The 12261-nt window shown below is 71.4% G+C and carries 14 protein-coding genes and 1 pseudogene; 10 read left to right on the top strand and 5 right to left on the bottom strand.

Annotated elements, in window-relative coordinates:
- From KVT45_RS53715 to KVT45_RS53705, 3 genes are all read left to right on the top strand, one after another.
- Positions 1-357: catalase-related domain-containing protein (locus KVT45_RS53715; RefSeq protein ID WP_302832711.1), on the top strand; the 357-nt coding region annotated here is incomplete at its 5' end.
- Between the two features lie 307 nt (positions 358-664).
- Positions 665-1303, top strand: coding sequence for an HD domain-containing protein (locus KVT45_RS53710; protein ID WP_217562214.1), 639 nt, complete (start codon positions 665-667; stop codon positions 1301-1303).
- A 166-nt stretch (positions 1304-1469) separates the two neighbouring features.
- Entirely contained in the window at positions 1470-2441 is a 972-nt protein-coding gene (locus KVT45_RS53705) for a GlxA family transcriptional regulator (protein WP_217562212.1), read from the top strand.
- A gap of 108 nt (positions 2442-2549) precedes the next feature.
- On the opposite strand, the pseudogene KVT45_RS57450 reads toward KVT45_RS53705, so the two are convergent.
- A pseudogene (locus tag KVT45_RS57450) lies at positions 2550-2672 on the bottom strand (aldo/keto reductase); the annotation flags it as partial.
- Between the two features lie 48 nt (positions 2673-2720).
- On the bottom strand, positions 2721-3671 hold the full coding sequence (locus KVT45_RS53700) for an NADP-dependent oxidoreductase (RefSeq protein ID WP_217562210.1): 951 nt from the start codon (positions 3669-3671) through the stop codon (positions 2721-2723).
- Between the two features lie 107 nt (positions 3672-3778).
- Here KVT45_RS53700 and KVT45_RS53695 point away from each other — a divergent pair, with 107 nt between their 5' ends.
- Complete coding sequence (locus KVT45_RS53695) at positions 3779-4690, top strand: LysR substrate-binding domain-containing protein (protein WP_302832710.1); 912 nt, start codon at positions 3779-3781, stop codon at positions 4688-4690.
- A gap of 234 nt (positions 4691-4924) precedes the next feature.
- Positions 4925-7027, top strand: coding sequence for an ATP-binding protein (locus tag KVT45_RS53690; protein WP_217562208.1), 2103 nt, complete (start codon positions 4925-4927; stop codon positions 7025-7027).
- Between the two features lie 36 nt (positions 7028-7063).
- On the opposite strand, the gene KVT45_RS57995 is transcribed toward KVT45_RS53690, so the two are convergent.
- A complete protein-coding gene (locus KVT45_RS57995) occupies positions 7064-7189 on the bottom strand; it encodes a hypothetical protein (protein WP_302832709.1) in 126 nt (41 codons plus the stop codon).
- A gap of 240 nt (positions 7190-7429) precedes the next feature.
- Here KVT45_RS57995 and KVT45_RS53685 point away from each other — a divergent pair, with 240 nt between their 5' ends.
- The 4 genes from KVT45_RS53685 (at position 7430) to KVT45_RS53670 (ending at position 9991) form a co-directional block, all read left to right on the top strand.
- Positions 7430-7927 carry a MarR family winged helix-turn-helix transcriptional regulator gene (locus tag KVT45_RS53685; RefSeq protein WP_217562206.1) on the top strand — a complete coding sequence of 166 codons (498 nt, stop codon included), beginning with the start codon at positions 7430-7432 and terminating at the stop codon, positions 7925-7927.
- A gap of 160 nt (positions 7928-8087) precedes the next feature.
- On the top strand, positions 8088-8705 hold the full coding sequence (locus KVT45_RS53680; protein WP_217562204.1) for a DsbA family protein: 618 nt from the start codon (positions 8088-8090) through the stop codon (positions 8703-8705).
- A 51-nt stretch (positions 8706-8756) separates the two neighbouring features.
- Entirely contained in the window at positions 8757-9563 is an 807-nt protein-coding gene (locus KVT45_RS53675; protein ID WP_217562202.1) for an MBL fold metallo-hydrolase, read from the top strand.
- Between the two features lie 5 nt (positions 9564-9568).
- Positions 9569-9991, top strand: a complete 423-nt coding sequence (locus tag KVT45_RS53670; protein ID WP_217562201.1) for a nuclear transport factor 2 family protein — start codon at positions 9569-9571, stop codon at positions 9989-9991.
- An 18-nt stretch (positions 9992-10009) separates the two neighbouring features.
- Here the strand turns inward: KVT45_RS53670 and KVT45_RS53665 are convergent, their stop codons facing one another.
- Positions 10010-10417 (bottom strand): hypothetical protein, encoded by a 408-nt coding sequence (locus tag KVT45_RS53665; RefSeq protein ID WP_217562200.1) that lies wholly within the window; start codon positions 10415-10417, stop codon positions 10010-10012.
- Between the two features lie 94 nt (positions 10418-10511).
- Between KVT45_RS53665 and KVT45_RS53660 the strand changes: the two genes are divergently transcribed.
- Complete coding sequence (locus tag KVT45_RS53660) at positions 10512-10682, top strand: hypothetical protein (RefSeq protein WP_217562198.1); 171 nt, start codon at positions 10512-10514, stop codon at positions 10680-10682.
- 182 nt (positions 10683-10864) lie between these two features.
- Here KVT45_RS53660 and KVT45_RS53655 read toward each other — a convergent pair whose 3' ends face one another.
- Positions 10865-11719 carry a fumarylacetoacetate hydrolase family protein gene (locus tag KVT45_RS53655; protein WP_217562196.1) on the bottom strand — a complete coding sequence of 285 codons (855 nt, stop codon included), beginning with the start codon at positions 11717-11719 and terminating at the stop codon, positions 10865-10867.
- Between the last annotated feature and the right edge of the window lie 542 nt (positions 11720-12261).

Raw genomic sequence — 12261 nt, 5'->3', positions numbered from 1 at the left:
CCCCGCGACGGGGCGATGCGCGCCGACGGCAACCAGGGTGGTGTCCCGGGCGTCGAACCCAACAACTTCGGCCGGTGGGCGGAGCAGCCGAGCTACGCCGACCCCGCTCAGGCCATCGGTTCGACGGCCGATCACTTCGATTTCCGCGAGGACGACGACGACTACTTCACCCAGGTCGGCGACCTGTTCCGGTTGATGACTCCGCAACAGCAGCAAGCGCTCTTCGACAACACCGCACGGGCAATCAAGGGTGCGCAGCAGAAGACGGTGCTGAAGCACATCGAGAACTGCGGCAACGCCGATCCCGCCTACGGCGAAGGGGTGCGGAGGGCCTGCGAGGCCTTCGGCGCGCTCTGAGCCCGCAGCCGGACAAAACGGCGCCTGTGCCGGCCTGTCCTTCACTGTCGCCGACGGGCAGGCCGGCAGTTCCCGTCGCGGTTCCTCGGTGCGGGCCGCCGCGTGTACGTCCATGCAGTCGCAACTCGTTGTGGCGCTGATGGACCCCTCGCGCGCACAGCCGGCCGACGCGCGCTCCCGATCTCCTCGCACCTGTGTCCCGATCTGTGGAATGCACGTCCGTTCGGACACTCCCGCTGCGAAGCCGGTCGGGGGAGCGTGAAGACGAGTCAGAAGCGACTCGCCCCATTTCTTTTCAGGAGACACCATGTCCGAAACGATCGCCGGGATCACGGTCCCGGACACCACCCTGGTACGCGAGGCGACCGCCCTGGTACGCGAGGCGGCCGACGACACCCTGTTCCACCACTCCCGCAGGGTGTTCCTGTGGGGGATGCTGAAGTCCGCCGCCCGGAGCCTTGAGGTGGACCCCGAACTCGCCTACGTCGGCGGACTCTTCCACGATCTCGGGCTGACGGCCGAGTACCGCACCAAGGACCGTCGCTTCGAGATCGACGGCGCCGAGGCGGCGTACACCTTCCTGCGTGACCACGGCCGCAGTGAGGAAGAGGCGCGCAACGTCTGGCTGGCGATCGCGCTGCACACTACGCCGGGGATTCCTCTCCACCTCGCACCCGAGGTCAACGTGGTGACGCTCGGCGTCGAGACCGATGTCCTGGGCCTGGAACTCGAGCAGATCACCCCGGAACAACGTGCCGAGGTCGTGGCCGCGCACCCACGGCCGGATTTCAAGAACCGCATCCTTCGAGCCTTCTACGACGGCATGGCAGACCGGCCCGACACCACGTTCGGCACCATGAACGACGACGTCCTCGCGCACTTCGATGCCGATTTCGAGCGGGAGAACTTCGTCACGATCATCCAGACGAACGCCTGGCCCGAATGACCTGATGCGCGACCACCCGGCGGCGCCTCGGGTTCACCGGCGGCCGGTCGACAACAGGTCGGTCCGGCAACCGCCCGCTGCGCCGTCGGCTGAGCCGGTCCACCTGGCGAGTGGCTCCTCGACTCCGACATCCTGGTTCTGTTCAAAGGAAGGTCCCCGCCACCACATGGCCCTCCATCGTGTTGCCTTCCTTGCGTTCGACGGCATGAAGATGCTCGACGTCTCCGGCCCTGCGGAGGTGTTCGCAGAGGCGAACGCTCTCGGCGCCCGTTACTCGCTGCACTACGCGTCGCCGTCCGGTGAGCCGGTCCACACGTCGATCGGTACGCGCTTGTCCGTGGACTCGACGGCGGCGGAGCTCGACGCAGACACGGTCGTCGTCTCGGGCGGGGACCCACTCGTCACCGAGCCGATCCCGTCGGATCTGACCGAGGCCGTCCGACAGCTGCGTGCGCGCGCACCCAGGCTTGTTTCCATTTGCACCGGCTCGTTCGTTCTCGCCGCCGCAGGCCTGCTCGCGGGGCACCGCGCGACCACACACTGGCGCCACGCGCGGCTGCTCGCGCGCGCCTACCCCGATATTCATGTCGAGCCCGATTCGCTGTTCGTCGAGGATCGCGGCGTCTTCACCTCCGCGGGCGTCACCGCCGGCATCGACCTTGCGCTCTTCCTCGTCGAGCGTGACCACGGCCCGGATCTGGCCCGTCACGTCGCCCGCAGCCTCGTCATGTTCATGCAGCGCCCTGGAGGGCAGTCCCAGTTCTCCGCACCGCTGACGGTAAGCGCGCCGCGCACGCCGACTCTGCGAGCCGTCACCGACCTCGTCTCGGCACAGCCCGCGCAGGAGCACAGTGCGGATTCGCTGGCTGCCCTCGTCGGTGTGAGTCCACGGCATCTCACCCGACTGTTCAACGCCGAACTCGGAACGACGCCGGCCAGGTTCGTCGAACGTGTACGGCTCGACCACGCCAAGGCCATGCTCGACGCCGGTCACAGCGTGGCCGAGAGCGCCCGGGCCGCCGGCTTCGGTAGCCCGGAGACGCTACGACGGACCTTCGTGGCCCGGCTCGGTGTCTCCCCCAGCCACTACCGCGACCGGTTCGCGACAACGCACACGGGGCTACGCCGCCCCCGGTGAAGCCCGGCACAGCGTCCGACAACGCCCGACCGGATTCGCGGTGGTGCAGAGTCCAAGTCGCCGACAACGTAGCCACCGCCAGGCACGTGTACCAGCCCTGGCTCCCCGACGGCTGTCCTGCTCGCCCAGCGACCAGACCGGGTGACCGCGGCCGGGTTCGCCGTAGGACATCGCGCCGATCGCGACCGGCGAGACGTCGAGGCCTGTGGTGCCGAGCTTGGCGTAGTGCACGTCGGTGGTCTCCTCGTTTTCCTCGTTTCCCCGTCGGATCCGCTCTCGTCATCGGATCCGTACGGTCGTCTTGCCGCGCGCGCCGCCCGCGCCGTTGCGCGCCAGCGCTTCGGGGACCTCGTCCAGGTGCACGGTCCGCTGGACGGGGACCATGATCCGGCCCGCCGCGACCTCGGCGGTGATCCGGGCGAGCAGGTCCGGCTTGTCCCGCATCTCGAAATTGCTCACGGCGATCCGCTCGGAGGCGAGCAGCTCCGGCGGCGCGGTGAAGGTCACGGACGCCGCCGCGCCGCCGTCGCGGACGAGACCGGCGTATTCACCGAATCCGGCCGTGTCGCCGGTGAGGTCGAGGAAGGCGTCTATCCCGCTGCGGTGCGTCTTGCGGACCTGCGCCGCCGTGTCGCCGGCCGTGTGGTCGGCCGTCGCGGCCGCGCCGAGTTCCCGGATCCACCGGTCGGCGTCGGGCCGGGCGGTGGCGATGACCTCCGCGCCACGGGCAGCCGCGAGCTGGACGGCGATCGTCCCCACCCCGCCGGTGGCGCCCGTGATCAGGATCGACTGACCGGCCCGCAGGCCGAGGGCGTCGAGGACGCCGAGCGCGGTCATGCCCGCGGTCGGCAGCGCCGCCGCGATCTCTGCGGGCACACCGTCCGGGACCCGTTGCAGAGCACCGTGGTCCGGGAACTCCGTGACCACCGCGTACTCGGCGAAGGTGCCGTGGCCCAGCGGCGAACGGAAGAACTGGCCGTGCACCAGATCGCCGGGCTCCAGCCCGTGCACGCCCTCCCCGGTCTCCGTCACCCGGCCCGCGCCGTCCACACCCAGCACGAGGGGGGTCACATGCGGCAGCGGCAGCCGCCCCGCGGCGATGCCGAGGTCGATCGGGTTCACCGACGCCGCCGTCAGTTCGACCAGGACTTCCCCCGGCGCCGGACGGGGTACGGAGATGTCCATCAACTCTGGCGTCCCACCGAACCCTCGTACCGCCACTGCGCGCATGACCCGTCTCCTGTTCCTCGGCCCCCGTTCCTGCCTTCGCTGCCAGTCAACCCGGTGGGACGACGGCCCTGAAGGACCGATCCGATCCCCGTTGATACCCTGGGGGTATGAATGACCTGGAGACACGGCAGCTCCGGTATTTCGTCGCGGTCGCGGAGGAGCTGCACTTCGGGCGTGCGGCCGAGCGGCTCGGCATGGCGCAGCCGCCGCTGTCCCGCGCGATCCGGACGCTGGAGCGCCAGCTCGGCGTGGCCCTGCTCGAACGCACCACCCGCCAGGTCACGCTCACGCCGGCCGGGGAGGTTCTGCTGCGGGACGCCCGGACCGCGCTCGATGCGATCGGTGCCGCCGGCCGGCGGGCCCGGCACGCCGGCGAGCCCGCCCCGCGGCTGCGGCTCGCGCTCAAGCCCGACGTCGACGGCGGCCTGCTGCCGAGGATCCTCGACGCGTACGACGGGGAGGCGGCGGCCCTGCCGGTGGAGCTGGTGCTCGGCCGCTTCGGCGAGCAGGCGCAGGCGGTGCGGGACGGCCGGGCCGACGCCGCGTTGCTGCTCACCCCGTTCGACGACCGTGGCCTGGACGTCGAGCCGTTGGCCGCCGAGCCGTTCCTGCTCGCCGTGGCGGCCGCGGACCCGCTGGCCGCCCGGTCGTCCCTGCGCCTGGCCGACCTGGCGGGCCGCAGCCTTCCCGACGGATCACCCGCGGACCAGGGGGTCGCCCCCGGCCCGTACGGATACGACAGGGACGACGCCCTGGCGCAGCGCACCGGGCACAGCTCCCGGGACCTGCCGCAGATCTTCCGGCTCGTCGAACTCGGCAGCGTGGTCTGCTTCTTCCCCGCCTCGCTCACCCTGCGGTATCCGCGCCCCGAGATCGCCTATCGCCCGGTCGAGGGCCAGGCACCGGCCGTCCTGGCCGTGGCGTGGCCGAAGGACTCCCGCGCGGCGTCCGTCGCGGCGTTCGTCCGGGCGGCCGCCACGGTCTCGGCGGCGGCACAGCTTCGGACGGCAGCCACCTGACACCGGGTGCGCTGGCAACCGTACGAGGGCGTAAAAAGGAGGGCGTCGCGGAGGCGCCCTGCCGGGCGGGGTCTCGGGGTGCCGGGGGCGGCGGTGAACCACGCCTGGGTGCCGGGGAGTTCCAGTCCTGTTCACGCCGTCGTCGGCGGCACGCGGTGACGGGTCCTACGCTGGGCCTCATCGTCCGCTCCCACGTCGTCGACGGCAACGAGAAACCACCCGAGGAGGTCAGCCTTGCCCGAGCCGACCGGTACCGGTCACCGCTTGGAGGAGCGGCTGCGCGCGGCCCGTGAGCGAGGATTCGTCGGGCGGCCTGCGGAACGCGCCGTCTTCCGTGCCGCGCTCGACGGCGCGGAAGACGCGTGCTGCGTGCTCTACGTCCACGGGCCGGGCGGAATCGGCAAGTCGGCGCTGCTCCAGCGGTTCGCCGACGACGCCCGGGCGGCGGGTCGCCCGGTGTGCCGGGTCGACGGCCGTACGCTCGGCCCCTCACCGGAGGCCTTCGAGGAGCAGACGGGCGACGCGGCTCGGGCGCCGGGGACGGTGCTGCTGGTCGACACGTTCGAGCGGTGCGACGACATCGGGCCATGGCTCAGGCGCGACTTCATCCCCGGGCTGGCGCGGGACGCGCTGGTGGTCGTCGCGAGCCGCCGGCCGCCCGGGCCGGAGTGGCGGGCCGACCTTGGCTGGGGCGAGGTGCTGCGGGTGGTCGCCCTGCGCAACCTCGCACCGGACGACGCGGCGGCCCTGCTCGACCTGCGGGGCGTGCCCCGGCAACTGCGGCCGTCCGTCCTGGCGTTCGCGGGCGGGCATCCGCTGGCCCTGTCGCTGGCCGCCGAGGTGGCGGCTGCGGACGGCGCGGCGGCCCATGACTGGGCCCCCGCCCAGGACGTGATCGAGACGCTGCTGTCCGAACTGGTCGGCGCGGTCCCCTCGGCGGCGCACCGGCACGCGCTGGAGGGCTGCGCGCACGCCTGGTCCACCACCGAGGAGCTGCTGCGTGCCGTGCTCGGAAGCGCGGACGCTGACACGGACACGGACACGAAAGGCGACACGGACACGAAAGCGGACGCGGACGCGCTGTTCGGCTGGTTGCGCGGGCTGCCGTTCGTCGAGTCCGGATCCGGCGGGCTCTTCCCCCACGACGTGGTCCGCGACGCGCTCGACGCCGACCTGCGGTGGCGTGATCCGCAAGGGTACGAGCAGATGCACCGGGCGATCCGCGACCATCTGCTCGACCGGGCCAGGACAGCGCACGGGCCGGTCGCCCTGCACACCCTGCGGGCCCTGAGCTTCCTGCACCGGCACGGCGGGGTGATGCCCGACTTCATCACCTGGCGCGGTGAGGGAGAAGTGCAGGAGGACGCCCTGCGGGACGGAGACCCGGCGGTCGTCGTGGAGCTGGCCCGCGCGGCGGAAGGGGAGGAGTCCGCGCGGATCGTGGAGTTCTGGCTCGGCCGGCGGCCCGGTGCGTTCACTGTCTACCGGCGTCCCGGCACGGGCGAACCGGTCGGCTTCATGGCCTGGCTGCGGCTCGACGCCCTGAACACGCGGGAGACGGAGGCCGATCCGGTGGTGGCGGCGGCCTGGGAGCACAGCCGCACGCACGGGCCCGTCCGGTCCGGCGAACATCTCGCCCTGGCCCGGTTCATGGTGTATCCGGCGGTGTACCAGCGTCCGTCGCCCGTCAGCGACCTGATCGGGATGCGGGTGCTGTCCGAGTGGCTGCGGGCCGACCGGCTGGCCTGGTCCTACATGGTCATCGCTGACCCGAAGTTCTGGCAGCCGCAGATGGACTACCTGGACCTGCAGGCGATCCCGGCGACGCCCTCGGTCGGGGGCCGCGGCTACACGCTGTTCGCCCATGACTGGCGGGCGGTGCCGGTCGAGCGCTGGCTGGACCGCCGTGTCGCCCAGGAGCTCTTCGGCCCGCAGGCCCGGCCGGCCGGTGCGCCGCCCGAACTGGCGGTGCTCGCGCGCGAGGAGTTCGATGCTGCCGTACGAGACGCGCTGGGCGCCTTCGGCAGGGCCGAGGTCCTGGGCGCCAGCCCGCTCGCCCGCAGCAGGCTGGTGGCCGACCAGGGCGACCCGGATCCCGCGGAGGCGCTGCGCACCGTCCTGGTCGAGGCGGTCGACACGCTCACGCGGGACGCCCGGTCGGCCCGGCTGCACCGGGTGCTGGCCACCACCTTCTTCCACGGCGTGCCCACCCGCGAGGCCGCCGCAGAACGGCTCGACCTGCCGCCGAGCACCTACCGCCGACACCTCGCCCGCGGAATCGGGCAGGTCTGCGACCGGCTGTGGGAACGGGAGCTGTACGGCGCGGCGGCCGAATGACTCCCCCTGGCACCAAAGGGAGTCACACCACCGGGATCACTCCAGCGCGGTGACCAGGAACTCGGCAGGATCCACCTCGTGCGTACGCTGCCAGTACTCCAGCGTCGTCAGCGGCCAGTTCTGGGTCGAACGGCCGGTGCTGTTGCGATACCAGGAGTTCACCGCGTCGGGCGGCCCTGGAGCGGGTCGGTGACGGCTGGGAGCGGCGCGGCCCGGCTACGCTCACTCCCCGTCCGTCACCGCCATGTGCGCCGACCGGCCGGTGGTGATCTTCGATGACGCATAACGCCGTCTGACGTCGTATCGGGCCCGCCCGGACCCGGAAGTTGCGGGTGCCCGGGGTGGCCGCCCCACATCCACGGCATGATCGGTGATCAGGACGGAGAACCGGAAGGGTGACACATGGGCGGGCAGGCGGAGGAGATCTCGTCGTCGAGGGAGGCAGCGAACAACGCACTGGTCCTGGCCTTCGGGAGATTGCAGGGAGCGGCGAACCGGCTGGAGTACCTCCTGGGCCGGGCTCTGGAGTCGGAGTGCGGCATCACCCACCTGATGTTCGAGGTGCTGCTGATCCTGGGGCGTGCCGGTGAGCCGGGGCTGGCCATGCGAGCCATCGCCCAGGAGCAGGTGCTGACCACGGGCGGTGTGACGCGTCTGGTGGACCGGATGGAGGCGGCCGGCCTGGTCGAGCGCACCGAGGACCCCGGCGACCGGCGCGGACGCCTGGTGCGTCTCACCCCGCTGGGGGAGGAGACCGCCGTGCGTGCGTCGCGCGTGCACGTGGCGAACATCCGCCGCTACTTCCTGGAGCCGCTGCCGCCCGAGGACCGCGACCGGTTCGCCGAAGACCTGCGGATCCTGAGCCACTCCGCACGGGCCGAACTGCCCCGGCTGCCCTGACGGGCCCCTCCGGACTGCGGCCGGGTGGCTTCGCCGACGCACTGACAGCACGGGTGTGGCAGCCGTCACACACATAGAGAAATATCTGACTAGTCAGATACTGTTTCCTCAGGTGAACCGCTCGCATTCGGCGGGCGTCACACCCTTGCTGAGGTCATCCATGCAGTTCGTCTATGTCTTCGACGCCTACTGTGGCTGGTCGCACGGCTTCTCCCCGACCCTGCGCGAGGTCGTCGCCCGCCACCCCGAGCTGCCGGTCGAGGTCGTCTCCGGCGGCCTGTTCACCGGGCGTCGCCGGGTTCCCATCCGGGAGTTCGGCTACGTCCAGGGCGCGAACGCCCAGATCGCCGAGCTGACCGGCGCAGAGTTCGGTGCGGCCTACGAACGCCTGATCGCCGACGGCTCGTTCGTGATGGACTCCGAGGCCGCCGCACATGGTGTCGCCGCCCTGCGCCGGGCCGCCCCGGACCGTGCGGCGGAACTGGCCGTCGCGCTCCAACGGGCCTTCTACATCGACGGCCTCAGCCTCTCCGACGCCGCGACCTGGCGGAAGGTCGCCGAGGCAGCCGGGCTGGACGCCGATGCCGTCATCGCCGCCTTCGAGGCGCCCGAGACACAGGCGGCGGCCGAGGCCGACTTCCGCAGGGCCGCCGAGCTGGGTGTCGCCGGCTGCCCCACCCTCCTCGCCGTCGACGGCGACCGGGTCACCGCCCTGGCCCGTGGCCACGCCACCGCCGACGAGGTCGACCAGCGGCTCACGGCCGTGCGTGCCCTTTGACCCTCTCCCCCGTCCTCCCGTCCCCCGCGCCCTTCCGTAAAGGAGTCATCGATGAGCACCCTGTCCTTCAAGATCTTCGACCTGGATTTCCCGGTCGGCAGCCGGAACAAGACCGCCACCCTCGTCACCGGTGAGAACGAGGCCCTGCTCGTGGACGCCGGGTTCACCCGCGCCGACGGGCACCGCCTGGCCGCCGAGGTCCTCGACTCCGGCAAGAAGCTCACCACTGTCTTCGTCAGCCACGGCGACCCCGACTTCTACTTCGGCGCCGAGGTGATCGCCGACGCCTTCCCCGACGCCGAGTTCGTTGCCACCCCGATCGTCGTCGAGCACATTCGTCATTCCTACGAGGGCAAGCTCAAGGCCTGGGAGGCGCTCGGCCCGAACCTGCCGACCCGTCCGGTCGACCTGCGGCCGCTGACCGGGGACCTGACCCTGGAGGGCCACCGTTTCGAGCTCAGGGGCGGCCCCGCCGCGCTGCCCGACCGCCACTACCTGTGGCAGGCCGAGCAGCGCGCCCTGCTCGGCGGCGTCCTGCTCTTCCAGCAGGAGCACGTCTGGGTCGCCGACACGCCCACCCCTGAGGACCGCTCCGCCTGGCTCGGGCTGCTGGGCGAGATGGCTTCCCTGGAGCCGGAGCTGGTCGTCCCCGGCCACCGTCTGCCCGACACCCCTGCCGATGCCTCCGCCATCACCGCCACCCGCGACTACCTGCTCGCCTTCGAGCAGGAACTCGACAAGGCGGCCGACGGCGCCGCGCTGACCGAGGCCCTGCTCCAGCGCTACCCGCACCACGGCATGCTGATCGCCGCCCAGATCGGGGCGAAGGTCGCCAAGGGCGAGATGAAGTGGGGCTGACCGGCATGACATACGACAACGGCGACTTCGCGACCTCCACCGCACCCGCCGACGTGGTCCGTCGCCAGTACCTGGCCTCCGCAGCGGGCGACCTGGAAGCCCTGCGCGCGACCCTCGCCCCCGACGCCGAGTGGAAGGAGATGGCCGGCTTCCCCCTCGCCGGCACCTACCGCACCCCTGCCGGCATCACCGCCAACGTGATGGGACGGCTCGCCGAAGAGTGGCACGACTGGACCGCCCACGACGACACCTATGTCGTCGACGGCGAGAACGTCGTCGTCCTGGCCCGCTACACCGCCGCCAACAAGGCCACCGGCAAGCCGATCGACGTCCGCGTCGCCCACCACTTCGTCGTACGCGGCGGGCTGATCGTCCGCTTCGAGCAGTTCGTGGACACCGCACTCGTACGCGACGCCATGACCGGCTGAGACACCTGCCGCCGCCCGTCAGGGGCGTTCCTCGATCGTTGCTCCCCGTGGCGCCGATGGTGTGGTCGTCCGGTTCGCCGACCGGGCACCGGCGGCCTGTCGTGGCCTGGGACTCCGGGCCCGCGGGCGGTTGGTGAGCCGGCCGACGACCGTGACGGTCACGCCGCAATCCGACGATGATCCACCAGGCGGGCGGGCCGCGGCCGGGTAGCTAGTGGTGTAGACGAGCGGGCCGAGGCGGGAGGCGACGACCGCGCCGAGGACGGCGACGCCCAGTACGCCGCCGGTCTGCCGGAAGGTGGAGACCGGGGAGGAAGCCACGCCGGCCTGGGAGACGGGCATGCCGGAGACGACGGCGTTCGTGATGGGGGCGTTGACGAACCCGAAGCCGAAGCCGAACCCGAAGCCGAACAGCTCACAGCTCACAGCTCACAGCCCAGGATCGAGGAAGACCCCCATCCCCGGCCTGCGCCACGTCCGCCTGGACGACCCCGACAGCTTCCCCCTTGTCCCCGCCTCGATGGCCACCCAACTCGCCTCGGCCGACATCGCCCCCGTTCCCCTCACCGACCCGGGCCTGCCCACCATCGACTTCGAACTCGTCCGGCTCCGCGACCGCACCGCCCCTGCCACCGCCCTGTTCCTGAGCACTGCCGGAGCACTCACCGACCTCTGGTCCACTTGGTGTTGACGGGTCGTCCGCGGCGCCGGAACGCCGGGGGGCGATGTAGCTGACCACCCGCATGTGCGGACGTCAGACTGTCCCGACCGGCCTCGTCACATGCGCTGCCATCTCACATCCGTGCGTGTCGAGAGGCCGGGTTCTGAGCCGGGGGGAATGCCGGGCGGCAGGTCTGGGCGCCGGCCGGGGCGTCACTGTGCGGGTGCGGTGACGAAGGTGTGGCGGAGTGAGCCGATGCCTTCGATTTCGCTTTCCAGGACGTCGCCGGGGCGGAGGAACAACGGGGGTTTGCGGGCTCTTCCGACGCCGTCGGGCGTGCCGGTGAAGACCACGTCTCCCGGCAGCAGGGTGACCACTCCGGAAAGGTACGACAGCAGCGCCGGCACATCGAAGATCATTCGGGATGTTCGCGACGACTGCATGGTCCTGCCGTTGAGCCGGCAGGACAGGGCCAGGTCGTCCGGATCGGCGAACTCGTCCGGGGTGACCAGCACCGGGCCGAGTGGCCCGAAGCCGGGGAACGACTTGCCGAGTGAGAACTGCGGTGCGGGTGGCCGGTGCTGGGTGACACGCTCGGACAGGTCCTGGCCGACGGTGAGTCCGGCGACGTGGGACCAGGCGTCCGCCGGTTCGACCGGGCCGGCGGTGCGGAGCCCGATCACGACGACCACCTCGACCTCCCAGTCCACGGTGCCCGGTGGCAGAGCAATCTCGCCGTACGGGCCGGTCAACGAGGTCGGGAACTTGGTGAACACGGTCGGCGCTTCGGGCCGGGAGTATCCCCCCTCCGCCACGTGGTCGGCGTAGTTCAACCCGACCGCGAAGACCTGCGCCGGTCGCGGCGAGGGTGGCCCGAGCAGTGTGGGGTCGAGCGGGAAACCTTCGGGCCCGTCGTGCCATGATGCGGCCCAGGCCCGTAGCTCGTCCCAGCGCTCGTAGGCTCCGTGGACGTCCGCGGGAAATCTGCCTTCGCTGAGTTCTTCGACATCGAGTCCCTTCTCGCCGTCGACCAGGGTGAGCCGGGAATCGTGATTGGCGATCCGCAAGGGCGTCCTGCCTTTCAGGTGCAGATCTGAAGTACGGGTCTTCTCCGGTGGTTGCGGACGTGGGGAGGGCGAAAGCCATCTCCATCAGAAGGGAGCGGGCGATCGCGCCCTGCATCGTGAACCACTGGGTCTCGGTGAACGCCTCGAGAGCGGCGGCGAGAGCACGTGCCCAGCCGGGCTGGGCCTCGGCGGGGCGGCCGCGCGCCACGTCGGCCGGGACGGCGATGCCGACGCGGCCGATCTCCTCGCCGGTGGCCGGAGCGGCCACGGCGGTGTGGCCGCCCTCGGCCTTGGTCCATCCGTCGCTGTGATCGCGCCGTGCCACACGTCGGTGTCGAGAGCACTCATGTTTCTCACTCCCTTTCCTGGCGGGCCGACGGGACCTGACGCAGGGGCCTGCGGGCTCAAGGGTTTGGGGACTCGAAGGCGATCCGGCCGTCCCACGGCGACGTACCGCTCCAGTTGACGCACACGCTCTGCCGGCGCATGTAGCCCTCCCACGCGTCGGATCCGGCGGTCCGGCCGCCGCCGGTCTGCTTCTC

This window comes from Streptomyces sp. GbtcB6 (assembly GCF_019091475.1).
Classification (GTDB): Bacteria; Actinomycetota; Actinomycetes; order Streptomycetales; family Streptomycetaceae; genus Streptomyces; species Streptomyces hyaluromycini.
The sequence above is the reverse complement of the archived record's forward strand: the minus strand, read 5'-3'. Positions and strand labels throughout refer to the sequence as shown.